General features: G+C 70.5%; 19 protein-coding genes, 1 tRNA gene and 1 pseudogene. 10 read left to right on the plus strand and 11 right to left on the minus strand.

The genetic code is table 11. The annotated features are described in order from the left end of the window. Window positions 1-79: 79 nt before the first annotated feature. Together BLV05_RS24180 and BLV05_RS24185 are read right to left on the minus strand one after the other, a co-directional pair. On the minus strand, window positions 80-2878 hold the full coding sequence (locus BLV05_RS24180) for a YhgE/Pip domain-containing protein (RefSeq protein ID WP_046772665.1): 2799 nt from the start codon (window positions 2876-2878) through the stop codon (window positions 80-82). Then, window positions 2875-3495 (minus strand): hypothetical protein, encoded by a 621-nt coding sequence (locus tag BLV05_RS24185; RefSeq protein WP_152691107.1) that lies wholly within the window; start codon window positions 3493-3495, stop codon window positions 2875-2877. Before BLV05_RS24185 ends, BLV05_RS24180 begins: the two co-directional genes overlap by 4 nt. A 217-nt stretch (window positions 3496-3712) precedes the next feature. On the opposite strand from BLV05_RS24185, the gene BLV05_RS24190 reads away from it, so the two are divergent. Then, complete coding sequence (locus tag BLV05_RS24190) at window positions 3713-4909, plus strand: lipopolysaccharide biosynthesis protein (RefSeq protein ID WP_046772664.1); 1197 nt, start codon at window positions 3713-3715, stop codon at window positions 4907-4909. Between the two features lie 43 nt (window positions 4910-4952). Here BLV05_RS24190 and BLV05_RS24195 read toward each other — a convergent pair whose 3' ends face one another. Both BLV05_RS24195 and polA read right to left on the minus strand, forming a co-directional pair. Continuing rightward, a complete protein-coding gene (locus BLV05_RS24195; protein WP_052763147.1) occupies window positions 4953-6602 on the minus strand; it encodes a lytic transglycosylase domain-containing protein in 1650 nt (549 codons plus the stop codon). A gap of 204 nt (window positions 6603-6806) precedes the next feature. Further along, window positions 6807-9497 (minus strand): DNA polymerase I, encoded by a 2691-nt coding sequence (gene polA / locus BLV05_RS24200; protein ID WP_046772663.1) that lies wholly within the window; start codon window positions 9495-9497, stop codon window positions 6807-6809. Window positions 9498-9559: 62 nt separating this feature from the next. Here polA and BLV05_RS24205 point away from each other — a divergent pair, with 62 nt between their 5' ends. From BLV05_RS24205 to BLV05_RS24235, 7 genes and pseudogenes are all read left to right on the plus strand, one after another. Beyond that, window positions 9560-9982, plus strand: a complete 423-nt coding sequence (locus BLV05_RS24205) for a PaaI family thioesterase (RefSeq protein WP_046772662.1) — start codon at window positions 9560-9562, stop codon at window positions 9980-9982. A 6-nt stretch (window positions 9983-9988) separates the two neighbouring features. After that, window positions 9989-10762 carry a DUF554 domain-containing protein gene (locus tag BLV05_RS24210; RefSeq protein WP_046772661.1) on the plus strand — a complete coding sequence of 258 codons (774 nt, stop codon included), beginning with the start codon at window positions 9989-9991 and terminating at the stop codon, window positions 10760-10762. 179 nt (window positions 10763-10941) lie between these two features. After that, window positions 10942-12306, plus strand: coding sequence for a branched-chain amino acid ABC transporter permease (locus tag BLV05_RS24215; protein WP_052763146.1), 1365 nt, complete (start codon window positions 10942-10944; stop codon window positions 12304-12306). A gap of 19 nt (window positions 12307-12325) precedes the next feature. After that, window positions 12326-13315 (plus strand): branched-chain amino acid ABC transporter permease, encoded by a 990-nt coding sequence (locus tag BLV05_RS24220; protein ID WP_046772660.1) that lies wholly within the window; start codon window positions 12326-12328, stop codon window positions 13313-13315. Then, the gene (locus BLV05_RS24225) at window positions 13305-14288 is read left to right on the plus strand and encodes an ABC transporter ATP-binding protein (RefSeq protein WP_046772659.1); all 984 of its coding nucleotides are present in this window, start codon (window positions 13305-13307) and stop codon (window positions 14286-14288) included. The genes BLV05_RS24220 and BLV05_RS24225 overlap by 11 nt, the downstream gene beginning before the upstream one ends. Then, the gene (locus BLV05_RS24230; protein ID WP_046772658.1) at window positions 14285-15064 is read left to right on the plus strand and encodes an ABC transporter ATP-binding protein; all 780 of its coding nucleotides are present in this window, start codon (window positions 14285-14287) and stop codon (window positions 15062-15064) included. Before BLV05_RS24225 ends, BLV05_RS24230 begins: the two co-directional genes overlap by 4 nt. 263 nt (window positions 15065-15327) lie before the next feature. After that, a pseudogene (locus tag BLV05_RS24235) lies at window positions 15328-15834 on the plus strand (IS5 family transposase); the annotation flags it as partial. Window positions 15835-15895: 61 nt separating this feature from the next. Here BLV05_RS24235 and BLV05_RS24240 read toward each other — a convergent pair. After that, entirely contained in the window at window positions 15896-17125 is a 1230-nt protein-coding gene (locus tag BLV05_RS24240; protein WP_083421475.1) for an IS256 family transposase, read from the minus strand. Between the two features lie 181 nt (window positions 17126-17306). Here BLV05_RS24240 and BLV05_RS36000 point away from each other — a divergent pair, with 181 nt between their 5' ends. Further along, a complete protein-coding gene (locus tag BLV05_RS36000) occupies window positions 17307-17612 on the plus strand; it encodes a transposase (RefSeq protein ID WP_197683293.1) in 306 nt (101 codons plus the stop codon). Between the two features lie 152 nt (window positions 17613-17764). Here BLV05_RS36000 and BLV05_RS24250 read toward each other — a convergent pair whose 3' ends face one another. The 5 genes from BLV05_RS24250 to BLV05_RS24270 form a co-directional block, all read right to left on the minus strand. After that, window positions 17765-19171, minus strand: a complete 1407-nt coding sequence (locus BLV05_RS24250; RefSeq protein WP_083421320.1) for an IS1380 family transposase — start codon at window positions 19169-19171, stop codon at window positions 17765-17767. A 415-nt stretch (window positions 19172-19586) separates the two neighbouring features. Beyond that, the gene (locus BLV05_RS24255) at window positions 19587-21317 is read right to left on the minus strand and encodes an amidohydrolase (protein WP_046773091.1); all 1731 of its coding nucleotides are present in this window, start codon (window positions 21315-21317) and stop codon (window positions 19587-19589) included. Between the two features lie 289 nt (window positions 21318-21606). Next, window positions 21607-22887, minus strand: coding sequence for an ABC transporter substrate-binding protein (locus tag BLV05_RS24260; protein ID WP_046773092.1), 1281 nt, complete (start codon window positions 22885-22887; stop codon window positions 21607-21609). 185 nt (window positions 22888-23072) lie between these two features. Next, on the minus strand, window positions 23073-24215 hold the full coding sequence (locus tag BLV05_RS24265) for an ABC transporter substrate-binding protein (RefSeq protein ID WP_046773093.1): 1143 nt from the start codon (window positions 24213-24215) through the stop codon (window positions 23073-23075). Window positions 24216-24344: 129 nt separating this feature from the next. Then, on the minus strand, window positions 24345-24956 hold the full coding sequence (locus BLV05_RS24270; protein WP_046773094.1) for an ANTAR domain-containing response regulator: 612 nt from the start codon (window positions 24954-24956) through the stop codon (window positions 24345-24347). 67 nt (window positions 24957-25023) lie between these two features. On the opposite strand from BLV05_RS24270, the gene BLV05_RS24275 reads away from it, so the two are divergent. Then, a tRNA-Leu gene (locus tag BLV05_RS24275) sits at window positions 25024-25097 on the plus strand. 774 nt (window positions 25098-25871) lie between these two features. Here BLV05_RS24275 and BLV05_RS36005 read toward each other — a convergent pair. Then, window positions 25872-26081: a hypothetical protein gene (locus BLV05_RS36005; RefSeq protein WP_152691161.1), complete on the minus strand. Its 210-nt coding sequence runs from the start codon at window positions 26079-26081 to the stop codon at window positions 25872-25874. Window positions 26082-26153: the final 72 nt, after the last annotated feature.

Below are 26153 nucleotides of genomic sequence, written 5' to 3' on the forward strand. Positions count from 1 at the left end.
GGCGGGGTGGGCGGACGGGGGTGGGGCGGGGGTGGCTGGCAGGGCGGCCGCCGGGGGGCTGGCGGCCGCTCTGAGCCGGTCAGGTGCGGCGGCTGCGCAGGAACGACGCCGCGGCGGCCGCGGCCGCGAACACGCCGAGCGCGACCACGCCGCGGGCGACGTTGCGGCCGCCCTCGCCGCTCACTTCGGGGATCTCGTACGTGAACGCCGTCTTCAGCATGGCGCCATCCGGTGCGCCGTTGACCAGCGGCTCGTTCTTGGCCCGGTCGGCGCCGGCCTCGAGCAGGGCGTACCGGGTGCCGAAGTCGGCGGCGGTCTCCTGCCCGGCGCTGGCCAGTTCCGACGCGCCCTCGGTGGACAGCCGCTGAGCGCCGTCGACGAGCTGGGGTGCGCCCTGGGCGGCCTGGAGCAGGCCGTCGTAGATCTGGGTGGAGCCGTCGGCGGCGTCCTCCAGGCCGGTGGCCAGCACGCCGGCCCCGACGGCAGCCTCGTCGGCGCCGTCGGCCAGTTGCCCGGCGCCGTCGGAGATCTGCCCCGCGCCGTCCGCCGCCGCCTCCGCGCCGTCGGCCAGCTGGCCGGCACCGTCCTCGATCTGCCCGGCACCGTCGGCGGCGTCGCGGGCGCCGTCCTCGAGCTGACCGGCGCCGTCGGCGATCCGGCCCGCGCCGTCGGCGGCCTCCTCGGCGCCCGCGGCCAGCGTGCCGGCGCCGTCGGAGATCCGCAGGTTGCCGTCGTGCAGCTGGTGCGCGCCGTCGGTGAGCTGCATCAGCCCGGAGACCAGCGCGTTGCCGCCGTCGATGATCTGGTCGACGCCATCGCTGAGGCCGTTGACGCCGCCGCGCAGCGTCTCGTCGGCCGGGGTGTCATCAGGCTCGCCGACGCCGCCCTGCACCGACCCGACCACGCCGCTGACCAGCTCTCCGACGCCTTCGTCGAGCAGGTTGAGGCCCTCCAGCAGGCCGGGCTCGTCGGCACACGCTTCGAGCGCTCCGCTGGAGAGCCCGCACTGCAGCCGCAGGAGGCCGCGGAGGACGCCGTCGCCGCTGGTCAGCGCGTGCTCCAAGGAGTTCAGCCCGCCGTACAACGTCTCCTGGTCCATCGGATCATCCGGGTTCGCCAGCGCCGAGCGACCGTCCGCAAGTTCACCCCGCAGGGTGTTCAGAATGTCGTGCGTGATCGGATCGACGGAGTAGCCGAGGACGGGTCGTGCTCCGTTCAGCAGCAACGCCTGCTCGGTGTCATAACAAGGCGGACCGAATCCACTGGTCCGGCGATCGACGATGTCCTGGAGAACGACAACGGCGCAGCCGAGGCGCTGGTAGGCGCCGGGGTGCGCGGGATCTTCGTTGTAGACGCCGTCGGCCATCACTTGGAGCCCGGTCACGGCGTCTCGCTCGAGGCCGACGCGGATCTGCTGGAGGCCGCCGAGCAGTGTCCCGTCCTCGTCGACGTCGCCGATGCCGGCACGCAGCCGGTCGATGCCGTCGGCCAGGGGCTGGGCCTGCTCGGGCAGCCCGCCGATGCCGTCGTACAGCTGGGTGAGGCCGGCGTCAACGCGGTCCAGGCCGGACCCGACCTGCTCCAGTCCGCCGATCAGTTCCGGCGCGCGGTCGCCCGCGGTCTCCAGGCCCTCGGCCAGCTGCCCGGCGCCGTCGGCGGCGTCGGACGCGCCCTCGGCCAGCTGCGACGCGCCCGGCGCGAGCTGACCCTGCAGGCCGGCGGCGAGCTCCTCGCCCCCGTCGGCCAGTTGGCCGGCACCCGGCACCAGCTGCGACGCCAGCCCGTCGGCCAGCACGCCGGCGCCGTCGGCCAGCTGGGCCGCGCCAGGCGCCAGCTCACCGTTGACGCCCTGGTAGAACTCGTCGGCGCCGGCCTGGAGCTCCTGCGCTCCCGGCGCCAGCTGCTCGCCGAGCCCGTCGGCCAGCTCGCGGGCGCCCGGTGCGGCCTGGCCGGACAGCCCGGTGCTCAGCTCCTGCGCGCCGTCGCGCAGCTGGATCAGCCCGCCGAGCAGGTCCGACGCGCCGTCGCGCAGCCGCAGCAGGTTCTCGTCGATGGTCAGAGCGCCCTCAGTGAGCGCGACGCCGGACTCGATGCCGCCCTCGTACCCGGCGACGCCGGTCGCGTACGTGGGGCTGTCCAGCGGCGACACCGGCAGGGCGGACAGCGTCGCCCGTGGGATGACGCCGTCCTCGATGACGGCGGTGTAGCCGAACTCCTGCTCGGCCGAGCCGATCGGCGGGAACAGCGTCAGCGCGTACGTGAGCCGGGTGCCGCCGCGGCCGTCGCCGGCCATGTTGGCCTCGCCCGAGGCGACGCTGGTGAACTCCGACGGCAGCGTGGTGGTCATGGTCCCGACCATCGGGACGTAGACCTCCTCCTCGGCGGTCACGATGGTGCCGGTGCCGTCGTCGTACTCGACCTCGCGCGGCTCACCGGTCTCGTTGACGACCCGGTAGCGCACCTCCAGCTCGCCGGACTCCCCCACGACGTCCTCGGCGTCGACGACCTCGCCGTCGAGCCGGTACTCCACCGACACCGACAGCGGCAGGTCACCGGCGAAGTCGGAGACGGTGCGCCGGCGCTGCTCGCCGTCGACGTCGGTCTCCAGCACCGCCTCGCCGTCCTCGGTGTCGGTGCCGCCGAAGCCGTCCAGGTTGCGCAGGCCCTCGGTGGTGACGGGGTTGCGCAGGTCGACCGAGCCGCTGCCGGTGAGGTCGAGCTGGTCGTAGACGCGGGCCTGGTTCACCTCGCCGTCGGCATGCAGGTCGACCCGCACGGTCTCGGTGTTCGTGACGTCGACGTCGGCGGCCGCGGTGGGCGCGGCCACGAGGGCGAGGGCGACGGCGCCCGCGGCGGCCATGGCGATCCGGCGGCTCATCGCAGCGCTCCTTCCCAGAACGGGCCGCGCGCGGTGTCGCCGGCCTTGTCGCCCTTGTCGTCCGGCTCGGCCTGGACGGCGTCCGGCTCGTCGTCGGAGGCGTACCGGCCGCGCTCACGGGCCCGCTCGTCCTCGATGGTGTTGCCGAGGAACACGGTGGCGAGGAAGCCGAAGGCGGCCGCCAGCAGCACCGTCGTGAGGGCACTCGGCGAGGTCTGGAAGAACTCCGGCGGCGCCGCGGTGTAGGCGACCTCGTACGCGCCGACCACCGCGGCCGCCCCGATGAGGAACGACCACAGCGGCAGCCGGCCGGAGGTCAGGAACGCGATGAGCAGGCAGGCGAGCACGACGATCATGGCGGCGACGCCCCGGCCCGCCGACGTGTCCGGCAACCAGGCTGCCCGCAGCGCGTAGCCGAGCCACGCCAGCAGCGCACCCGACAGCAGGCCGGCGGCCCGCTCCCATGGCGCGCGGTCCGGCACCACTCCGGTCGCGCCACCCAGCGCGGCACCGAGCAGGGCGACGTGCTCCAGTTCCAGGCCGAGCCACTCGCCGCCCCAGACCAACACGCCGGTCGCCACAGCCAGGAACAGTCCTGGCAGGAAATAGCCCCTCATCGCTTCCTCTCCGGCGGACGTCCGCGGCCGCCGTCAGTCAATGAGGAGTCTTCTTACCAGTCAGTAACAAGACGCGCCAGTACTTTCGGCAAGAAACTTGGTCATGCAAGCACAACCGTGATGATCCGGACGCCGGCGCACCCGCCCGGCTCCAGGGCGGCAGGCACAACGCGGCAACCGGGACCGGCTGCAGCGGCGGGCTGGCACGATAGGGCGCGTGCCGCAGCTCGCCAGACGTCTGCTCGGTGCCGGGCGCAGCTCAGCGGGGCTGCTCGCGCTCGGCACCAGCGTCGGGAACCTCCTCGGATACGTGCTGACGGTGGCCGGTGCGCGGCGGCTCGGGCCGCACGAGTTCGGGGCGTTCAGCGCGCTGCTCGCGCTGATCATCGTCGGCAACGTCGCCGCACTGGCGGTTCAGGCGACGACGGCGCGCGCGGCGGCCACCGAGCGGCCGGTCGCGCCGGCGGTCCGGTCCGGGCTGGTCCTGGCGGTGGTCATCGGCCTGGGGCTGACGGCGCTCAGCCCGGTCGCCGAGTCGGTGCTGCAGCTGCCGTCGGCGGTGCCGGCCATCGCGGCCGCGGTGGCGATCGCGGCGCTCGCCGCAACGGCGCCGTCGCTCGGGATCGTCCAGGGCCGCGAGCGGTTCGGGCTGCTGGCGGCGCTGGTGACGATCCAGGCGGCACTGCGGGTCGGCGGCGGGCTGATCGGTATGGCGGTGGAGCCGACCGCGACCAGCGCGCTGATCGGCATCGCGCTGGGCTTCGTCGCCGCCGGCGTCGTGGCCTGGCTGGTCGCGCGGCCGTCGTCGCTGCTGTCGCCGCGCGGCGGGTTCGCCGTCCGGGCGACGCTGTCGTCGGGCGCGATGCTGCTGGGCTTCGTCGTGCTCACCAACATCGACGTGATCCTCGCCCGGCACGTGCTGTCCCCCGAGGCCAGCGGGCTGTACGCGGCCGGGTCGATCTTCACCAAGATCGCGTTCTGGCTGCCGCAGTTCGTGCCGATGCTGGCCTTCCCGGCGCTCGCCGACCCGGCGCGGCGGCGGGCCGCGGTCACGCTCGGCTTGGCGGCGGTGGCCGGCTGCGGGGCGGCGCTGACGGTGCTCTGCTGGCTGGTCGCCGGGCCCGCCGTCGACGTCGTCGCCGGCCCGTCCTACGACGACGTCGTGTCGTGGGTGCCCGGGTTCGCCGGACTCGGCGCGCTGTACGCGCTGGCGCACCTGCTGGTGTACGCGCACCTGGCGCAGCGCGACCGGTGGACGACCGGCGTGCTGTGGGTCGTCCTGGCCGGCTACGTCCTGGCCGTCGAGCTGTGGGCGTCGACGCTGGCCGGCGTGCTGGTGCCGGGGCTGGTCGCCGCCGGGATCATCGTGCTGTGGGGCCTGGCCCGCGAACGGACCAGCAACCGCCTGCGCTGATCATGTTCCCTCGCGGCGCCTCAGCGACCGCGAGGGGACATGATCAAGGCAGAACGCGGGCGAACCAGCGACGCCGGCTGGTCGTCCGGGGCGTCGGCGTGGCCGTGTTCGGCGTCTCGGCCGCCGTCGGCGACGGCGACTCCTCGGTCGGCGCCGGCGAGTCCGTCATAGTCGGCGGCTCGGTCTCGGGCTCGCAGTCCGGGTTGGTGACGTCGGTGCCCTCGGAGGTCGTATCGGTCCCGTCGTCCGGGCACTCCTCGTTGGGCGGCGTGGTGGGCGACTCGGTGCCGGGCTCCGCACCGTCAGCGCCGTTCTCGGCCCCAGCCTCGGCGCCGGTCTCCGCACCCGTCTCGGTCCCAGTTTCAGTGCCGGTCTCGGTCCCCGTCTCGGTACCGGTCTCCGTTCCCGTTTCAGTGCCGGTCTCGGTCCCCGTCTCGGTACCGGTCTCCGTTCCCGTCTCAGTGCCGGTCTCGGTCCCCGTCTCGGTGCCGGTCTCCGCGCCGGTCTCGGCACCCGTCTCAGCGCCCGTGTCCGTCCCGGTCTCGGCGCCCGTGTCGGTGCCGGTGTCCGTGCCGACGTCGGTGCCGGTGTCGCCACCGCTGACGTCGCCGCCGGACTCGTCGCCGCCGGACTCGTCACCGCCGGACTCGTCGCCACCGCTGACGTCACCGCCGGACACGTCCCCACCGGAGACGTCACCGCCCGAGACGTCACCACCGGACACGTCACCACCGCTGACGTCACCACCGGACACGTCACCACCGCTGACGTCGCCGCCCGAGACGTCACCGCCGGAGACGTCGCCGCCGCCGTTCTCGTCACCACCGGGGGGCGGAGTGTTGGGCGGGGTCGTGGGCTCCGGGTCGGGCGGGGTGGTGCCGGGCGGAGTGGGCGTCGGGGTGCCGTCGGGGTTGGGCGCGTCGCTCGACGGCGGGGGCAGCGGCGGACCGGCCGGGCCGGGGCCAGGGGTCTCGGTGATGTAGCCGCTGCCGTTGTCGTAGGCCCGGATCCACGCCATCACGTTGTCGACGTACGTGGTGGACGGGTTGTAGCGGAACAGTGCGGCCCGCAGGTCGGCCTCGTTGGCGAGGTTGCCGCCGCCGGCGCACAGATACTGCGCGGACGCGAGCGTGGCGTCGAAGACGTTGTGGGGGTCGACGATGCTGTCGCCGTTACCGTCGGCGCCGAAGGTCTTCCAGGTGCCCGGGATGAACTGCATCGGGCCGACGGCGCGGTCCCAGACGGTGTCGCCGTCCCAGCGGCCGCCGTCGCTGTCGCCGATGGACGCGAAGCCGTTGCCGTTCAGCGCGGGGCCGACGATGCGCGGCTGGACGTCGCCGGCGGCGGTGACCTGGCCGCCGTTCGCGTGCCCGGACTCGATCTTGCCGATGCCGGCGAGGATCTCCCAGCGGATGCCGCAGCCGGGGTTCTCGAGCGTCATCTGCGCCGCGGCGTTCTGGTACGCCTCGAGCACCAGCCCGGGGATGCCCAGGCCGCTGGCCAGCGTCTGCGTGACGACGCTCGGTGACGGGGTAGCCCCGACGATGAACCCGGCAGCCACCGCGGCCGCGTTGTCGGCGACTACCGTGACCGAGGCTTGACCGTCAGTCGGATCGCTGGAGATGATCGCGTCGCCGCGGCCCTGGAAGATGCCGTCGGACTCGGAGTCGTCGGGATACTCGGACGAGGACACGAGCTGGGTCGGTCCAGGAAGTCCTGCCGCACCACCCAGGCAGAGAACCCCCGAGGTCGCAACGACGGCCCCAGCGGCTCGGAACACAGGTCGCAAAGCGGACTCCCGTTCTCACGACGTCCGTACGAGCCTCGCATGCGATCGTCCGTTCGGTCTACCCCACAATGCAAACAGATGACCAACGTGTGGTTTACACGGAGGGAGTCAGTGGGCCGCTTCGTGCCAGGTGCGCCCGATACCGACCGAGACGTCGAGGGGAACCCGCAGCGGGTAGGCCGCGCCCATCTCGCGCCGGACCAGTTCGTCGACCTGCTCGCGCTCGCCCTCGGCGACGTCGAGCACCAGCTCGTCGTGCACCTGCAACAGCATGCGCGACTCCAGCTTCTCCGCCGCCAGCGCCTGGTCGACCTTGAGCATGGCCACCTTGACGATGTCGGCCGCCGACCCTTGGATGGGCGCGTTGAGGGCCATGCGCTCGGCCATCTCGCGGCGCTGGCGGTTCTCGCTGGTGAGGTCGGGCAGGTAGCGCCGCCGGCCGAGCATGGTCTCGGTCCAGCCGACCATGCGGGCCCGCTCGACCACCTCGCTGAGGTAGTCGCGTACGCCGCCGAACGTCTCGAAGTACTCGTCCATGAGGCCCTGTGCCTCGGCGCCCGGGATGTTCAGCTGCCGCGACAGCCCGTACGACGACAGTCCGTAGGCCAGGCCGTAGTTCATCGCCTTGATCTTCGCCCGCTGCGCCGGGCTGACCTCGTCGGCCGGGACGTCGAACACCCGCGACGCGGTGACGGAGTGGAAGTCCATGCCCGACGCGAACGCCTCGATGAGCGCTTGGTCGTCGGAGAGGTGCGCCATGATGCGCATCTCGATCTGGCTGTAGTCGGCGCTGAGGAGCGCCTCGCACCCGGCCCCGACGACGAACGCCTCGCGGATGCGCCGGCCCTCGTCGGTGCGGATGGGGATGTTCTGCAGGTTCGGGTCGGTGGACGACAGCCGCCCGGTGGCCGCGATGGTCTGCACGAACGTGGTGTGGATGCGGCCGTCGTCGGAGACCGAGGAGAGCAGTCCCTCGACGGTGACCCGCAGCTTGGACGCGTCGCGGTGGCGCAGCAGTGCGGCGAGGAACGGGTGCTCGGTCTTCGCGTACAGCTCGGCCAGCGACTCGGCGTCGGTGGTGTAGCCGGTCTTCGTCCGCTTGGTCTTCGGCATGCCGAGGTCGTCGAAGAGGATGGCCTGCAGCTGTTTCGGCGAGCCGAGGTTGACGTCGCGGCGGCCGATGGCGTCGTAGGCGTCGTCGGTGGCCTTGGCGACGTTGCCGGCGAACTCGGACTCCAGGGCGTGCAGGTGGTCGAGGTCGACGGCGATGCCGGCGCGTTCCATGCCGGCCAGCACGCCGACCAGCGGCAGCTCGACCTGCTCGAGCAGCGTGTGGCCGCCCTTCTTGTCGAGCTCGGCCTCGAGCGCCTCGGCGAGGTCGAGGACGGCGCGGGCGCGGACGGTCTCGTCGGCGCCCAGCTGCTCCTCGTCGCCGCCGTCGAGGGAGAGCTGGACGGCGCCGCCGGCGTCCTCGGCGCGCAGCTCGCGACTGAGGAAGCGCAGCACGAGGTCGGCGAGGTTGTAGGAACGCTGGCCGGGCAGCGCGAGGAACGCGGTCAGCTCGGTGTCGGCGGCCAGCCCCCGCAGCGGCCAGCCGCGGGCGGCCAGCGCGTGCATGGGGCCCTTGGCGTCGTGCATGACCTTGCCGCGCGCGGGGTCGGCCAGCCAGGCGGCGACCGCCGCGTCGTCGTCGGGCGTGAGGTCGGCCGGCTCGAACCAGGCGCCGGCGCCGTCGCGCGTGGCGACCGCCAGCTCGGTGACCTCGCCGGTGCCGCGGGCCCAGTGGCCGCGCACCGACAGCCCGGCGCGGCCGTCGCCGAGGTGCTCGGCCAGCCAGCCGGCAACCTCGCCCGGCTGCAGGTGGACCGCGTCGATCTCGAAGCCCTCGTCGGCCTCGGGCGCGGTGTCGGGCTCGAGGTACTCGTACAGCCGGTCGCGCAGCACCCGGAACTGCAGGGTGTCGAAGAGCTGGTGCACCTCTTCGCGGTCCCACGTCTGCCGGAGGAGGTCGTCGATGCGGACGTCGATGGGGACGTCGCGGACCAGCTCGGTGAGCTGCCGGTTGGTCATGACCTGGCCGAGGTGGGCCCGCAGCGCGTCGCCGGCCTTGCCCTTGACCTCGTCGGCCCGGGCCACCAGCTGGTCGAGGTCGCCGAACTCGACCACCCACTTGACGGCGGTCTTCTCGCCCACGCCCGGGATGTTCGGGAGGTTGTCGGACGGGTCGCCGCGCAGCGCCGCGAAGTCGGGGTACTGCGCCGGCGTGAGGCCGTACTTCTCGAACACCGAGTCGGGCGTCATGCGGGAGAGGTCGGACACGCCGCGACGCGGGTAGAGCACCGTCACGCGGTCGGTGACCAGCTGGAAGGCGTCGCGGTCGCCGGTGCAGATGGAGACGTCGAGCCCGTCCTTCTCGGCCATGGTGGCCAGCGTGGCGATGACGTCGTCGGCCTCGTAGTTGTCCTTCTCGACGTACGGGATGCGCAGTGCCGTCAGCACCTCCTTGACGAGGTCGAGCTGGCCGCTGAACTCCTCGGGCGACTTGCTGCGGTTGGCCTTGTACTCCGGGAAGGCCTCGCTGCGGAACGTCTTGCGGGAGACGTCGAAGGCCACCGCCACGTGCGTGGGCGCCTCGTCGCGCAGCACGTTGATGAGCATGGACGTGAAGCCGTACACCCCCTCGGTGTGCTGGCCCGTCGTCGTGACGAGATTGGCGTCCTTGAGCGCGTAGAACGCCCGGTAAGCCAGCGAATGACCGTCGAGGAGCAGGAGGCGGGGAGAATCGGATGCAGCGACCACGCGGCAACAGTAGTAGCCGCCTCCGACATTGTCGCAGCCCTCCGGAGAGATATCGTCCGGCCATGACCGACTCCGTCGCCGCAGACAACCGGCAGCCCGGATTCCCGTCCGCCCCGCTGGACGAGCGCATGGGCATCGAGTACGTCGAGGCGACCGCCGAGCGCGTCGTCGCCCGCATGCCGGTCGAGGGCAACACCCAGCCGTTCGGGCTGCTGCACGGCGGCGCGTCGGCCGTGCTGGCCGAGAGCGTGGGCTCGGTCGCGGCCAACCTGCACGGTGCGCCGGACAAGTACGCCGTCGGCGTCGACCTCAACGCCACCCACCACCGCGGCGTCCGGTCCGGCCACGTCACCGCGGTCGCCACGCCGGCGCACCTGGGCCGCAGCTCGGCCAGCTACGAGGTCGTCATCTCCGACGACGACGGCCGCCGCATCTGCACCGCGCGGCTGACCTGCTTCCTGATCCCGACCGAGACGGGCGCCTGACGCCGGATGTTCCCGGGGTTCGGCACCGTCCTCAACGTCGTCACCGTCGTCGCCGGCTCGGCCGCCGGCCTGCTCGTCGGGCACCGGCTGCCGCAACGCACCCGCGACGTCGTCACCGACGCGCTCGGGCTGGTCACGCTGCTCATCGCGGCGCTCTCCGCGGCCGCCGTCCTGGACGCCGGGTACGCGGCCGAGGTGGGCGAGTCCGCGACGGTCCTGATCGTGCTGGGCGCGCTGCTGATCGGCGGCGTCGCCGGCTCGCTGCTGCGGATCGAGGCCCGGCTGGAGGGCGTCGGGGCCGGCCTGCAGCGGCGGCTGTCGCGCGCCGGTGACGGCGACGGGGACGGCACCGGCGGCGGCGAGGCCCGGCGGCGGTTCGTCGAGGGCTTCCTCACCACGTCGCTGCTGTTCTGCGTCGGCCCGCTGACGATCCTGGGCGCGCTCTCCGACGGCATGGGCCTGGGCTACGACCAGCTGGCGCTCAAGGCGACGATGGACGGCTTCGCGGCCATCGCGTTCGCGGCGTCGTTCGGGTGGGGCGTCATGGCCTCCGCGCTGGCCGTCGCCGTCATCCAGGGACTGCTGACGGTGGTCGGAGTGGCCGCCGGGAGCCTGCTGGGCGACGCGTATGTGTCGGCCATCACGGCGACCGGCGGCCTGCTGCTCGTCGGCGTCGCGCTGCGGCTGCTGCGGATGAAGCCGCTTCCGGTCGGTGACCTGCTGCCCGCTCTACTCGTGGCACCGCTACTTGTCAGTATTGTCGCCGCCATTCGGTCCTGACGTGCGGGAATGCACGAACGTCACCATGTGGTATCGGTCCGGACTCGGCCGCCCCGGAGCAGCGGAGTCGTCCAGGAAGCGAGTTATGCTCCGGCACGAACGTCTGACGTACGGACGACCGAACTGACGTGTGCCTGCCACACGTACGGCCGGTCCTGGGAGCGGGAGGTTAACCACACGTGCAGAAGCTGACCAGATGTCTGGGAGCGCTGCTCGCTGTCCTGGCCGCCGTCCTGCTCGCCAGCCCGGCGGTAGCCCAGGGCAGCGGCGAGACGATCCACGGCACGCTCGAGTTCCAGGACGCGCCGGTCGCCGGCGTCACCATCACCGTCACCTCTGCCGAGGGCGACGAGATCGGCGTCGTGCAGACCGCGGCCGACGGCACCTGGGAGGTGCCGGTCCCCGGACCGGGCGACTACACGGTCGTCCTCGACGCGGCCACCCTCCCCTCGACGGCGCCCGGCATCGCCCGCGACACCGTCGAGACCAACGTCGCCCCGCAGCAGCGCAAGGTCGTGCTGTTCCGCGTCGGCGCGCCCGAGGACGGCGGCGAGCAGCCGTCACCGTCGGAGTCCGAGCCGTCAGAGGGCGGTGAGGACGAGGGTGAGGCGCCGGGCGGCGACAACGCCGAGGCGGAGGCCGGCGAGGACGTCACCGCCACCGGCGGCAACAACGAGTTGCTGCAGCTGTTCATCAGCGGCCTGCGGTTCGGGTTGATCCTCGGTCTCGCCGGCCTGGGGCTGTCGCTGGTCTTCGGGACCACCGGCCTCACCAACTTCGCGCACGGCGAGCTGATCGTCTTCGGCGCGGTCGCGGCGCTGCTGCTCAACCAGGCCGGCATGCCGGTGCTGATGGCGGCGCTGCTGGCGACCGTCCTCAGCGGCGTGTTCGGCTGGGGCCAGGACCGCGGCTTCTGGAGACCGCTGCGGAAGAAACCCACCGGGCTGATCGCGCTGATGATCATCTCGATCGGCGTGTCGCTGTTCCTGCGCTACCTGACGCAGTTCATCATCGGCGGCGGCCGCGAGACCTACGACCAGTACACCTACCAGGACCCCGTCGAGATCGGGCCGGTCAGCATCACGCCGCGCGACCTCATCATCATGGGCATCTGCGCGGTGCTGCTGGCCGCCGTGGCGCTGGCCCTGACCCGCACCCGCATGGGCAAGGCCACCCGCGCGGTCGCCGACAACCCGGCCCTGGCCGCCGCCTCCGGCATCAACGTCGACCGCGTCATCACCGTCGTGTGGACCGTCGGCACCGCGCTGGCCGGCCTCTCCGGCGTCTTCTTCGGCATGATCCAGGGAGTCGACTACCTCATGGGCATGCGGATCCTGCTGCTGGTGTTCGCCGCGACGGTGCTCGGCGGGCTCGGCACCGCCTGGGGTGCCATGGTCGGCGCACTGGTCGTGGGCCTCTTCATCGAGATGTCGGCGTACGTGGTCCCATCGGAACTCAAGACGGCCGGTGTGCTGGTCGTGCTCATCCTGATCCTCCTGGTCCGGCCGCAGGGCATCCTCGGCCGCCGCGAGCGGGTCGGCTGAGGCGGAAGGAGCAACGACCATGGACTGGGGAAGCATCTTCGAGCTCTCGCTGCGCGAGCTCATCGGCGTCCAGGCGATCGTCTTCGCCCTCGCCGCCATCGGCATCAACGTGCAGTTCGGCTACACGGGCCTGCTGAACTTCGGCCAGGCGGCGTTCGCCGCGGTCGGCGGCTACGGCGTCGCCGTCATCGTCACCACCTACGACGGGTCGTTCTGGCTCGGCATCTTGGTCAGCATCAGCGCAGCCGTTGTGTTGGCGCTGCTGCTCGGCATCCCGACGCTGCGGCTACGGGCCGACTACCTCGCCATCGTCACCATCGCGGCGTCCGAGATCGTCCGCCTGGTCGGCCGGTCCGCGTGGGGCCGCGACGTGTTCGGCGGCTCCGACGGCATCACCGGGTTCAGCAACACGTTCTACGATCTCAACCCGTTCACCGAACCGTTCCAGCTCGGCCCGTTCGAGTTCCGCGAGCGGGTGCTCTGGGTGCTCGTGGTCGGCTGGGCGCTGGTGGCCGTCTGCACGCTGGTCGTCTGGCTGCTCATGCGCAGCCCGTGGGGGCGCGTGCTCAAGGGCATCCGCGAGGACGAGGACGCCGTGCGCAGCCTCGGCAAGAACGTCTACGCCTACAAGATGCAGTCGCTGGTCCTCGGCGGCGTCATCGGGGCGTTCGCCGGCATCGTCTACTCCCTGTTCCAGGGCGCGATGCAGCCGGACGTCTATGCCACCAACTTCACCTTCTTCGCCTACGCCATCCTCATCCTCGGCGGCGCCGCGACGGTGTTCGGCCCGGTGCTGGGCGCCGCGATCGTCTGGTTCGCCTTCCAGTTCATCGACCTGGCCCTGCGTGGCGCCATCACCGAGGGGTACATCCCCGACTGGCTCATGGATTCCACCGACACGGGAGCCGTACGATTCATGTTGACCGGCATCGTCCTGGTGCTCCTGCTGGTGTTCCGCCCGCAAGGCATTCTCGGCGACCGGAGGGAGATCGCGCTCGATGCCCGATGACAACCTGACGCCCCTGACGGCCAAGCGCGAGGCGGCGGTCGCCGCCCTCGCCGACGTGCCGCGCGAGCCCGGCTCGAAGAAGCCCGACCCCATCCTCGTCGCCGACGACGTCAAGCGGCACTTCGGCGGCCTGCTCGCCGTCGACGTCGACCACGTCGAGGTGCAGCGCGGCTCCATCACCGCGCTGATCGGACCCAACGGCGCCGGGAAGACGACGTTCTTCAACCTGCTCACCGGGTTCGACCGCGCCAACTCCGGCTCCTGGTCGTTCAACGGGCGGTCGCTGCACGGCACGCCGCCGTTCAAGGTGGCCCGGGCCGGCATGGTGCGCACGTTCCAGCTGACCAAGGCGCTGTCGAAGCTGACGGTCATCGAGAACATGCGGCTGGGCGCCACCGAGCAGCGCGGCGAGAGCTTCTGGCGGGCCATGCTGCCGTTCATGTGGCGCAGCCAGGAGGACGCCATCACCGTCCGGGCCGAGGAGCTGCTGACCCGGTTCACGCTCGACACCAAGCGCGACGACTTCGCCGGCTCGCTCTCCGGCGGCCAGCGCAAGCTGCTCGAGATGGCCCGCGCGCTCATGGTCGGGCCCGAGCTCGTCATGCTCGACGAGCCGATGGCCGGCGTCAACCCGGCGCTCACCCAGTCGCTGCTGCAGCACGTCTCCAACCTGCGCGAGCAGGGCATGACCGTGCTGTTCGTCGAGCACGACATGGACATGGTCCGCGACATCGCCGACTGGGTGGTCGTCATGGGCCAGGGCCGGATCCTCGCCGAGGGCCCGCCCGAGGCCGTCATGTCCGACCACAAGGTCATCGACGCCTACCTCGGCGCCCACCACGACCAGTCGCTGGCCGAGCTGGAGGAACAGCTCGAGAGCGGCGCGCTGGCCGAGGAGGTCGCCGCCGAGCTCGGCCAGAAGCCGGCCGAGCCCGTGGTGGTCGACGGCGGCGACACGAAGGACGGACGATGACCCAGAACGAGAGCACCACCACGGCCGACCGCTCGGTCCACGTGGCCGCCGCCGAGGGCGCCGTCCTGCGGGCCGACGAGATCGTCGCCGGGTACGTCGAGGGCGTCAACATCCTCACCGGCTGCGACCTCTACTGCCAGCAGGGCGAGATCGTCGGCATCATCGGCCCCAACGGCGCCGGCAAGTCGACGCTGCTGAAGGGGCTGTTCGGGCTGGTGAAGGTGCGCGAGGGCTCGGTGCACCTCAAGGGCGAGGACATCACCAACCTGCCGGCCAACCAGCTGGTGTCGCGCGGCGTCAGCTTCGTGCCGCAGACGAACAACGTCTTCCCCGGCCTGACGGTCGAGGAGAACCTCGAGATGGGCGTCTACCAGGCACCGAAGACGTTCGCCAGCCGGTTCGCGTTCGTCACCGACCTCTTCCCCGCCCTCGGCGACCGCCGCAAGCAGCGGGCCGGCTCGCTGTCCGGCGGCGAGCGGCAGATGGTGGCCATGGGCCGCGCCCTCATGGCCGACCCCAGCGTCATCCTCCTCGACGAGCCGTCCGCCGGCCTCTCCCCCGTCCTCCAGGACGAGGTGTTCATCCGCACCCGCGAGATCAACAAGGCCGGCGTCTCCGTCGTCATCGTCGAGCAGAACGCCCGGCGCTGCCTGCAGATCTGCCACCGCGGCTACGTCCTCGACCAGGGCCGCAACGCCTACACCGGCACCGGGCGCGAACTGATCAACGACCCCAAGGTCATCGAGCTCTACCTCGGGTCGCTCGCCCGCGCCTGACGCCAACGACGACCGAAATCGATAGCCAGAACGGCGCTCAGGACGCCGACCGGCCCCCCGAGCACGGTTCCGGCTATTGCAGTCGGCTCCGCCCACCACCCGGCGAACGGCACACCACGCGGGCTGTGCCCGCTCTTTCGCCGTCCCCCTGTAGCTGCCGAGTCCTTAGAGGGCGTCTGATCCGTTGATGTTCTGGTTGTGAGGTTGGCTGGTGTTCGGGTCCTCGTTCTTGGGCGGGTGGTGTGGTAGGGCTCGTCGTTGTGATGTCCAGGGCGCCGTACCGTAGCGATCTGTCCGATGCCCGGTGGGCGCTGATCGAGCCGGTCATGTCCGGGTGGCGTGCGGCCCGGCGCGGGCTGGGGATCAGTGAGCCCGTCCATGACCTGCGAGAGATCGTCAACGCGATCTTGTACGTGAACCGGACCGGCATCGCCTGGGAGTACTTGCCGCACGATTTCCCGCCGTTCAAGACCGTCTATGACTACTACGCCAAGTGGGAGAAGGACGGGACGACGGAGAAGATCCATGACCTGCTGCGCGGCACGGCGCGCGCAGCGGCCGGGCGGGCCAGTGAGCCCAGCGCGGCGATCCTGGACGCGCAGTCGGTGAAGACGTCGTCGAATGTGGCCGAGTCCGATCAGGGCATCGATGCGGGCAAGAAGATCAAGGGACGCAAGCGGCATATCGCCACCGACACGCTGGGGCTGCTGCTGGTGGTGTTGATCACCGCGGCCAGCGTGCACGACACCGCAGGTGGGCGTGACCTGGTTGATCGGGCCTGTCAAGTTTTTCGTGTAAGACAGGGCAAACCTTTACCTTGATGTGACTTTTCTAGGTGAGTCGTCCTGGGAATTCCACGACCAGGAAGTTGAGTGCTTTCTTCCATCCATGGGTTCCGGTGCCTGATGCTCCTCCTCGTTTCCGGCTGATGTTACGGATCCCGAGAAAGAGCAGCTTCATGGCGGCGTCATCGTCGGGGAAGTGGCCGCGAGTCTTGGTGATCTTCCGCAGCTGGTAGTTGATTGATTCGATCAGGTTCGTCGTGTAGACGATTCGGCGTAGCTCGGCCGGGTAATCCAGGAACGGGATGAACTCGTTCCACGCATTCTTCCACACCTCGATCGCGCCGGGATACTGCTGCCCGAAATTCTGCTCGAATTCTTTCAACGCGATCTCGGCCGCCGCGACGCCGGGAGCGGTGTAGATGTGACGCATCGCCGTGGCGACCTTTTTCCGGTCGCCGTAGGAGATGAATCGCATCGTGTTGCGGATGACGTGCACGACACAGGTTTGCACGGTGACCTTGTCGAACACGCTGCGCGCGGCGTCAGGCAGCCCGGTGAGCCCGTCGCAGCACAGGATGAGGACGTCGCGCAGGCCCCGGTTGCGCAGCTGCGTGAGCACGTGCGCCCAGAACTTCGCGCCCTCCTCCGCGGCGATCCAGATCCCCAGCACGTCCTTCAACCCGTCGACGTCGACGCCCACGACCAGGTGTGCGGACTTCAGCGTGACCGAGCCGCGGTCGCGGACCCGGATCCGGATGGCGTCGACGTAGACGATCGGGTAGACCTCGTCGACCGGCCGGTTCTGCCACAGTGTGATCTCGTCCACGACCACGTCGGTGATCTTGGAGATCAGCGCCGGCGACGTGTTGATGTCGTAGATCTCCTTCAGGTGCGCCTCGATCTCCCGGGTCGATAGCCCGCGCGCATACAACGACAGAATGATGTCCTCGATCGCGCCGACACGCCGGGAGTGTTTCGGCACGATCTGCGGGGCGAATGTCGAATTCCGGTCTCGTGGCACGGTCACGTTCACCGGGCCGGCCGTCGTCGCGACCGTTTTGGCCGAACGCCCATTCCGGGAGTTCCCCGATCCGCGCCCAGCCGGATCACCGGGCTCATAACCGAGATGATCGGTCATCTCGGTCTCCAACGCCCGCTCCAGAACTCTCGACGTCAACCGATTCAACAACCCATGAACACCATCAACCGGTGTCCCGGACGACTCGGCATCCGCCAACAGATTATCAATCGCCTCATCCGGCAACACCGCCGCCAACCGACGAGCTGCCTCATCCGAGGAATCGACAACCTTCTCCTGCTCCGACACAAAGAATCCTCTCGCGGCCACGACGCAAACACGCCCGGACCAATCCTGGCCCACCCGGCCTTACACGAAAGATTCAACACGCCCGGTTGATCGCCTCGCCGATCGCCACGCGGGCGTGTCCAAGGCTTGGGTGGACCGCGGCTACCGCGCCAGCGTCGCCCAGCGTGGTGTCGATCGCGGTATCGACGTTCAGGTCGTCCAGAAAGACCCCGGGCTGAAGGGCTTCCACCCGACTCTGCGCTGGCCCGTGGAGCGCACCTTCGGCTGGCTGATGCTGCATCGTCGATTAGTCCGAGATTACGAGACGCTCCCAGAACGTTCCCGCACCATGATCCACTGGGCGATGATCGACAACATGAGCCGCCGGATCACCGGCGAAACCATCCAAACCTGGCGCGACGAACCAGCCAACTCAGGCGCACCCCCACAGATCTAGACCAGACGCCCTCTTAGCCTCGATCCACCGACCAGCTTGGTGACGTCGTCTGGTTTCAGGCGAGGTGGTTGTGATCACGTTGGGTGTGAGTGAGTTGCCGGTCTGCCCGGCTTTCCACTGGGGTTCCTTCTCGTGCCGGCGGGGGCTGGTGGTCAGGTGTGTGTCGTGGCGGGCCGGGGGAAGAGGGCGTTGTAGAGCGTGGACCACGCGGTCTGCCAGGGCCAGTTGGTCGGCAGGTGCAGGGTCAGACGCCGGGCGGAGGTGGCGATCCGGGCGGGGACGGTGATGAGTTTGCGGCGGATCGTCGCGGTGGTCGCCCTGGTCAGAGTGGGGGTCTTGGTCAGGGTCGCGGCGGCGCGGGTGAGGTTGAACGCCATGACCGCGCAGACGAGCCAGGCCGCGTTGGCGTTGAACACCCCGGAGGGCAGGTGGGCCAGCGCGGAGGCCTTGAGGTCGGCGTGGACGTTCTCGATGACCGCGTGGGCCCGGTGGGTCTGGTCCGCGGCGACGGTGTCCATCTCGGTGGTGTCGGTGGTGGTGAAGAAGGCGTGGAAGCGCCAGGAATCGAACAACGTGTCCTGGCCTTCGCTGTTGCGGGGGTTGAGATCGGGGATACGGCGGACCACGAGCCGGCCGGGGACCTGGTCGGTCTTGTTCTTGGAGGTGAACGCGGTGAAGGGAACCTCGGCGACCTCGGCACGAGAGTTCCATGTTCTGGTGGTCTCGTCGTAGACGGCGTCGGTGTATTTGATCGTGGTCCAGGCGGTCTCGGCGATGCCGGCGATGGCGCGTTTGACCGCCGGGTCCATCCGCACGGTGATCGAGACGTTCGCGCCGGCCTTCAACGCTGCGGTGACCAGGGCGTGGGAGTAGAACGCCGAGTCCGCCCGGACCAGCACGTCTCGGCCGGCCAGGTGGGTGCGGCGGATCAGGGCGAGGGCGTCGGTGGCCAGACGCGTCGCCCCGCGTGGGGACCCGGCCGAGCCGTTGCGCAGGCGCTGGGCGGCGATCACCGGCGCGAAGGTCTGGCTGGAAACGGTGGCCAGCACGGCGTTCAGGCCCCGCACCCCGGAGTACCCGAACCCCGCGCCCTGCTTCTGATAGCCGTGTACCTCCACGATGGTGTCGTCGATGTCGACCATCACCGTCGCGGTGTCTGCGGTCTCGCCCAGCAGGGCCGTGCGCTGGGTCAGGTTGATCAGAAACCGAGAGGCGATCGCGTCGGCTTGGCGGACATGGCCGAAGGTGAAGGCGCGCAGGAACGAGCCAAGTGTGGAGGGGGCGTAGATGCCGGCGAAGACCTTCCCCATCGCGCCGTGGCGTAGCAGGGCCATGTCGTCGATGCTGTCCGCGCCGGCGGTCATGCCGGCGACCAGGCCCGACAGCTTCAGCCCGGCGTTGGCGCCCTTGTCCGTCGGCACGCTCAGGTGCTCATCGCCCAGCTCGCGCAGCCGTGCCTCGCCGGCCAGGGCCATCGCCGGGACCAGGCCCGCCGACGACACGAGGTTGGGCTCATCGAAGGCCGCCGAGACGACCGGTCGGGTGTGAGAGAGTTGCATCTACGAGATGCCCTTCTTGAGCTGGCGATACGTGCCTTAGACAAGTCGTATCCTCCCAGCTCAGAAGCGCATTCTCACGCTCCCACGCCCTACCACGACACTCCACCTGTCGGTGGATCGAGGCTTAGACCGCGAGGGTGCGGGTCAAGTCCAAGCCCCGCAAGCACAGCGAACAATCACCACAGCGGGCGCCGACTTGAGGCGCACCCTCGCGGCTAAGACCATGGGCAGCAGGGGGACGGCCAACGGTCGCGATCCCCGGCGAACGAACCGATCAGGCCAGCCGGTTCACCAGAGAGCGCGGCGGCGAGTGTCGGTGCCCGCCCTAGGGTGGGGGCCCTCCCTCACGGGGCGGGGTCCACCTACGGCAGCGAAGAGGCGGGGACTCGCCGACGCGAGCCCCCGCCCTCGTCCGTCACTCGTAGGGCTGGACGTTGCCCGGCGGGATGGGCGGGCCGATGCTCTCCCACTTGGTGTGGCCGACGATCCGCTCGGGCGGCCAGGTGATCTGCCCGTTGGGCCACGTCTGCCCGGTCCGCTTGAGGAACCAGTCGGGCGGCGCGACGGCCGGCGGCTGGAAGTCGGCCGGCAGCAGGCTCGCCCACGAGACGTTCGCGGTGCGGGCGGCGTGCTCCTCCTTGATCTCCGTCACCAGGGCCGGCTGCGTGAACAGGTCGACGGCGACGGCGGCGAGGTAGCGGGCGGCGGCCAGGAGGGCCACGTGGCCCGCGTGCGACACCGTCGAGCCGGTCGTCAGCCAGCTGTGGTTGGCCGTCCCCGACGGGCTGACCGGGGTGCCGAGGCTGAGCGTCGGGATGATCCAGCTGATGTCGGAGACGTCGGTGGAGCCGCCGCCGAGGAACGTCTCGTCCGGCGGGCGCAGGTCCGCGACGCCGGTGCTGAAGCCGTTCTCGGCGATGCCGGCCGCGGCCTGCAGCCCCTTCCCGTACGCCTGGTCCTCCTCGGTGAACTCCGGCGCGCCGATCTGGACCATGTTGTCGTGGACGAGCTCGGCGCCGCGCTTGTTCGGGAGCATGTTCCAGATGTTCGCGACGGTGCGCTCGTGCACCTCCATGCGCATCGCGAGGCCGGCCGCCCGCGCACAGTCGGTCACCTTGTCGGCAAGAATCGACACCCGCTCCGGCGTCGCCTCGCGGACGAAGTACCAGGCGCCGGCCATCGCCGCGTGCACGTTCGGCGCCTCGGCCGAGTGCCGGATCGCGTGGTGGATCCGCCCCGCCGGTGCGACGTGGTGCTCGCGCAGCATGTCGGTGAGCATCGTCAGGGCCCGGACGGCGTTCTGCGCGTTCTTGTTGCCCAGCGGGCTGCCGCCGTGGCCGTGCGTGCCGCTGTAGTTGAACGCCATCGCCTTGAGCGCGTTGTTCGAGCCGAAGCCGGTGCTCGTGTTGCGGCCGGGGTGCCAGTCGACGAACACGTCGCAGCCGTCGTAGACGCCCTTCATGACGTCGAAGGACTTGCCGACCAGCTGCTCCTCCGCCGTCGACCCGAAGAACTTGACGGTGCCGTCGAGCCGGTGCCGGCGCAGCGCGCTGGCAACCGCGACCGCCGCGCCGGCCGCCGCCGCGCCCAGCGCCGAGTGGCCGCAGCCGTGCCCGTAGCCGTAGTTCGGCGAGTACGGGTCGTCCTCGTAGACCAGCGGGTCGTGCTCGGTGGACCCCTTCTTCTGCGAGACGCCGGGCAGCGCGTCGTACTCGCCGCTGAACCCGATGACGGGGCTGCCGGTCCCGTTGCTGAACGTCGCGACGAACGTCGTCGGCAGGCCGCCGACGGCCCACTGGATGCGGAACCCGTTCCGGCGCAGGAAGTCCGCCTCGGCGATCGACGAGTTCCACTCGGCCAGCGACGGCTCGGCGTACTCCCAGATGGTGTCGCTGAGGCCGGTGATCGAGTCGGCGTTCCGGTCGATGACGCCGAGCGCGGTGTCCTTGGCGTTGCTGTCCAGCGCCAGGCCGGTGGGCGCCTCGTAGTTGTCCGGGCTCACCTCCGCCGCGGCGTACGCCGCCTGCCGGCCGGTCAACCCCGGGACGACGGTGGCGGCGGCCGCGGCGGCGGCGCCCAGGCCAATGGCCTGGCGCCGGCTGAACTGCGGCCTGCTGACGGGTTCGTTGTGATCGGTGTCGCACATCGCAATCGCTCCTCACTGCGGCCGCCATGGGCCGGACAGACGCCTGAGCTGCGGAGATGAGCGGCATGGCGCCGTCGCCAGAAACCGCTACCTGGACGCGACCAGAGCAGTCGCACATAGGCATGACGGATGTCGAAATAGTCGACTTGGAGATGATTCGGCGCCTTGAATGAGGAACGTACTAGCGTGATGGATAAAATGTCAACGGTCGTATCACGCAGGGTCGGAGCGCGCGAAAAGGCCCCGCCGGGCGTACCCGGCGGGGCCGGTCGCTGAACTCAGGCCAGGTCTACTCCATGGTCCGCTCGACGAATTCCAGCGAGGTGTAGGTGTTGTCCGGGCCGTACTGGTAGACGCCGATGGTGGCCGTCTCGGGGTCGCCGGCCTCGGTGAACTCGACCGGGCCCGACACGCCCTGGTAGTCGATGTCCTCGCCGTCGGCCAGCAGGTCGGCGCACTCCGTGAAGCCGGAGCACTCGGTGCCCTCGCGGGAGACGGCGACGAGGTTGTCGGCGATCTCGCGGCTCTCGACCGAACCGGCCTGGATGGAGGCCAGCGCCAGCAGCATCGTCGCGTCGTACGACTCCGGGCCGTAGCTGAAGTCCTGCAGTTCGGGGTCGATCTCGAGCATCCGCCCCTGGAAGTCTTCACCGGTCTCGGCGCCCGGCAGCGTGCCCTTGTTACCGTCGAGCGTGCCGGCCGGCAGCTGGTCGCCGTAGTTGGAGAGGTTTCCGTCGACGAAGTACAGCGGGATCGTCTGCGGGCCGATGCCCTGCGTGACCAGCTCGGGGATGATCGTGACGGTCTCCTCGAAGCCGATCAGCGCGATGGCGTCGGGCGCCGCGCCGACGAGCTGGGTCACCTCGGCCGAGTAGTTCGAGGCCTGCGGGTCGTAGACGATGCGCGCCGCGACGGTGCCGCCGCCGCTCTCGATCGTCTCGGCGAGGTAGTCGCCGAGGCCGTTGCCGTAGGCGTCGTCGAGGTTCAGGATCGCGACGTTGGCGTGGCCGTCACCGAGGATGGTGTCGCCGAGCACCTGGCCCTGCAACACGTCGGACGGCGCCGTGCGGAAGTACAGGCCGTCGTCCTCGTACGTGGTGAAGTCGGGCGAGGTGTTCGCCGGCGAGAACATGATGGTCTCGTCCTGGACGATGCGGTCGAGCACGGTGAACGACACGCCGGACGACGCGGCGCCGATGATGGCCGCAACCCCCTCGTTGAGCAGCGAGTCCGTCGACTGCTGGGTGACCGCCGAGTTGCTGGCGTCGCTGGAGTCGGTGTGCGTGACCTCGACGTCATGGCCGAGGACGCCGCCGCCCTCGTTGATCTCCTGGATCGCGAGGTCGACGCCGGCGAACTCAGGCGGGCCCAGGAAGGCGAGGTTGCCGGTCTCGGGCAGCAGCGTGCCGAGCCGCAGCGGGTCCTCGCTGGTCGCCGTACCACCGTTGCCGCCGGCTCCGGGCGACTCGTCGTCCGTGCCGCCGTCGTCGTCGCCGCCACAAGCGGCCAGCACGAGCGAGGCCGCTCCGGCGACGGCAAGAGACCGCCACAGTCGCGATGTGCGGGTCATGAGATGTCTCCTTCGCCGAGCCGGCTGCCGTGACCGGCCGCCGGTTGGGTCTGCGATGATTTCCGAAACCTATGCCGTGAAGAGAGCTAAACGTAGTGGTCGTGGCCAACCAGGATCATCTTGTTAGGACACTGTGACCTTGGACATCATGCGGCTACATGGGCGACTGACGTCAGACCTTGCGGTCAGCTACCAGCCTCTACACCCGCGACTTCCCAGGCTTCTTCCTGTAGAACGCTGAACCGCACGCTTCCGCCCGCGCGGTCGCCGTACTCGTCGAACGAGACCTCCCCGGTGGCGCCGGCGAAGTCCAGCTGGCTCATCTCGCCCAGGCAGCCGCGGCGGGCCGACGACGCCGAGCTGGCCGGCGGCAGGCAGCGCGCCAGCACCGTGCCGACGGCCGTCCCGGCGTCGTGCGCGGCCGCGCCGAACTCCCCCAGCGCGACGCCGATCTCGTCGGCCAGCCGCCCGGACCGCACCCCCGCCGTCGCGTCGAGCTCGGCCGGCTGCGCCCGCACGGCGCCGTCGGCCGCGTCGTCGCCGAAGTCGCCGCCGAACGCCGTCGCGCCCAGCAGGGTCGCCTCCAGCCCGGCGCTACGGACCTGGCGGTCCACCTGGACCGCGACGTCCGGGTCGCCGGCTACGAACACGGCGGTCGCGCCCTCGGTCCGTGCCGTGGAGATGACGGTGCCGACGTCGCTGCCGCTGGCCACGACCGCGCCGCCGAGGTCGTCGACGGCCTCGGTGAACGCGCGCACCTCGGCCGGGTCTCCCCCGTCGACGACGGCGACCGCCTCGGCACCCAGCCCGCTGACGGCGTACCGGGCCAGCGCCGCAGCCGGCGGCTCGGCGCCGACGGCCGTCCGGAAGTAGGAGCGGTACGGACGCAGCGGCGCGCTCGGGTCGGCGCCCAGCGTGTGCTCGGGCACCACGTCGGCCGGCGACACGAACAGCACGTCCTCGTCGTCGAGGATCGGCTGCGCCGCCCGCACAGCCGCCGTGTTCAGCCCGCCGACCACCGCGACCGCGTCGCCGTCGACCAGCTGCGTCATGGCGTCGGCGGTCGCCTCGCCCTTCTCACCTTCGTCGACCGCGACGACCTCGACCGTCCAGCCGCCGATGTCGCCCGCCCTCTCCTCGACGGCCGCACGGACCGCCGCCAGCACGGCCTCGCCGTCGGCCTGCTGCCAGCCCTCGGCCGGCACCAGCACGCCGACCGTCGCCGTCTGCGCCCCGGCGTCGTCGTCGCCCAGGGCGCCGACCAGCCCGCAGGACGAGAGCAACGCGGCGACCGCCGTCAGCGCGGCCCACCCCGCGCCACGACGCACGAACCATTCAACTCTCCATGTGTCGCGCCGTGCACATCCTGCCTGTCCGGCCCTCCATCGGTGACGGGCCGACGACTCGTGGGAGCCTCCGGCCCCCAGTCGCCGCCGGCGTGCACGGCACTCCACGGGTTAGGCCTTCGACTCGCCCTCGGTGTCGGACAGGACGACCTTCGCGACGTCGCGCATGGACGTGCGCTTGTCCATGGCGGCCTTCTGGATCCACCGGAACGCGTCGGGCTCGCTCAGCCCGTACTTCGTCTGCAGGAGCCCCTTCGCGCGGTCGACCAGCTTGCGCGTCTCGAGCCGCTCGTTGAGGTCGGCGACCTCGTTCTCGAGCTGAGTGATCTCTTCGTGCCGCGACAGCGCCATCTCGATGGCCGGCACGAGGTCGGCCTTGCTGAACGGCTTCACCAGGTACGCCATGGCGCCCGCGTCGCGGGCGCGCTCGACGAGGTCGCGCTGGGAGAAGGCGGTCAGGATCAGCACGGGCGCGATGCGCTGCTCGACGATGCGGGCCGCGGCCGAGATGCCGTCGAGCACCGGCATCTTCACGTCCATGACGACGAGGTCGGGGCGGTGCTCCTCGGCCAGCCTGACGGCACTCGCGCCGTCGGCGGCCTCTCCCACGACCTCGTAGCCCTCCTCACCCAGCATCTCGATGAGATCGAGGCGGATGAGCGACTCGTCCTCGGCCACGAGAACACGTCGGGCGGGCGCGGCTGGAGTAGGCGTTTCGGTCACCCGCGAAGCCTACTCGGCGCATGTTACGGATGACGGTAGGCTGGGCACCTGTCGCCGCCGAGCGAGCGGCCCGGTAGGCAAATTGGCAAAGCCGCCGCACTCAAAATGCGGTGCCTGTGGGTTCGAGTCCCACCCGGGCTACATCCCCTCACCTGCAAGTTCGTGTGGTCGAGCGGGCATGACCTGAGAGCACCTCGGCTGCCTTCTGCTCATGGATCATCCCGCCAGCCTCCCCATCGCCGCCATGGCCGCAAGCCCACTGCCCACCGCAACGACAACCGCGAGCGCCGCAGACGGCTCGTCCCTCACTCTCGTGTGGGGGTCCGCGCGGGCCTGTCCAAGGATCAGAGCCGTCAAGGCCAGCACGATGGAAGCGCACCCGAGGATCACGACGGCGGCGGTCCATGGGGTAAGGAACGCCGCCACAGCGGCTAGCAGCGCCCAGACCGAGAGCGCCTTGGTGACCTTAAGGCCACCAGCGACAGGTCGACGGCCCACGGTCACTCGCTCCAAGCCGGTGCCAGCCAGACCTTGATCTCGGGCTGTCGGCTGGCCTCGAACCAGTCGTTGTCAGCAAGGCAGTACTCGTCAAGCACATGACTCGATGACTCCACGAATGCTCACTCCTCGATGTCGAGTCGCCTGTTTGAGGCATGCCATCCGAAGGCGACGCCCCTAGAAAGGGCCCAACTCGCTGCTGGCGCAGCCTACGTAGGGGCTCGGACAGAACCGCGAGCGTGAGTGATCAATGGTCGCCAGGAACGCAGTGGCGCGGGCTTGAGACCGTTCCAGCACGACAGCAACACCATGAGGTGCAAGGCAACGCTGCTCGATCGGCATATCTGTAGAGCCAGCTCAGGCCCGGCTGTTAAGTCGAGCCAGCCAGCGGCCGTGATGGTTTGGCGCGCCCGTGCCTCATGGGCGCTCCCGCCCCGGGTGGTACGTCGTGCCGTAGATGCGGTTGCCGCGGTCGTCGCCGACGTAGACGGTGTGGCTCTTGTCGTCGGCGTGGCGGCGGGCGGCCGCCTCGGCGATGCGCAACCGGCGGACCAACTGGCCCTGGCTGGGACAGTCGCAGCACCGGGCCCGATACCAGAGCTCGCTCGACGCCTCCCCTTGATCCACCCGGTGCCCTCCTGCGCATGGGCCCCCCAACGCTTGAGTCAGCCACCCGCGGGAGTGTGCAGGCTGCACGGA

Origin of the sequence: Jiangella alkaliphila (assembly GCF_900105925.1) — a bacterium.
GTDB classification, from domain to species: Bacteria; Actinomycetota; Actinomycetes; order Jiangellales; family Jiangellaceae; genus Jiangella; species Jiangella alkaliphila.

Bases quoted from the DNA above. Each gene is read 5' to 3' on its own strand.
- BLV05_RS24180 (WP_046772665.1), bottom strand. From the start codon at position 2,878: ATGAGCCGCCGGATCGCCATGGCCGCCGCGGGCGCCGTCGCCCTCGCC.
- BLV05_RS24185 (WP_152691107.1), bottom strand. From the start codon at position 3,495: ATGAGGGGCTATTTCCTGCCAGGACTGTTCCTGGCTGTGGCGACCGGC.
- BLV05_RS24205 (WP_046772662.1), top strand. From the start codon at position 9,560: ATGACCGACTCCGTCGCCGCAGACAACCGGCAGCCCGGATTCCCGTCC.
- BLV05_RS24210 (WP_046772661.1), top strand. From the start codon at position 9,989: ATGTTCCCGGGGTTCGGCACCGTCCTCAACGTCGTCACCGTCGTCGCC.
- BLV05_RS24220 (WP_046772660.1), top strand. From the start codon at position 12,326: ATGGACTGGGGAAGCATCTTCGAGCTCTCGCTGCGCGAGCTCATCGGC.
- BLV05_RS24225 (WP_046772659.1), top strand. From the start codon at position 13,305: ATGCCCGATGACAACCTGACGCCCCTGACGGCCAAGCGCGAGGCGGCG.
- BLV05_RS24230 (WP_046772658.1), top strand. From the start codon at position 14,285: ATGACCCAGAACGAGAGCACCACCACGGCCGACCGCTCGGTCCACGTG.
- BLV05_RS24250 (WP_083421320.1), bottom strand. From the start codon at position 19,171: ATGCAACTCTCTCACACCCGACCGGTCGTCTCGGCGGCCTTCGATGAG.
- BLV05_RS24255 (WP_046773091.1), bottom strand. From the start codon at position 21,317: ATGTGCGACACCGATCACAACGAACCCGTCAGCAGGCCGCAGTTCAGC.
- BLV05_RS24260 (WP_046773092.1), bottom strand. From the start codon at position 22,887: ATGACCCGCACATCGCGACTGTGGCGGTCTCTTGCCGTCGCCGGAGCG.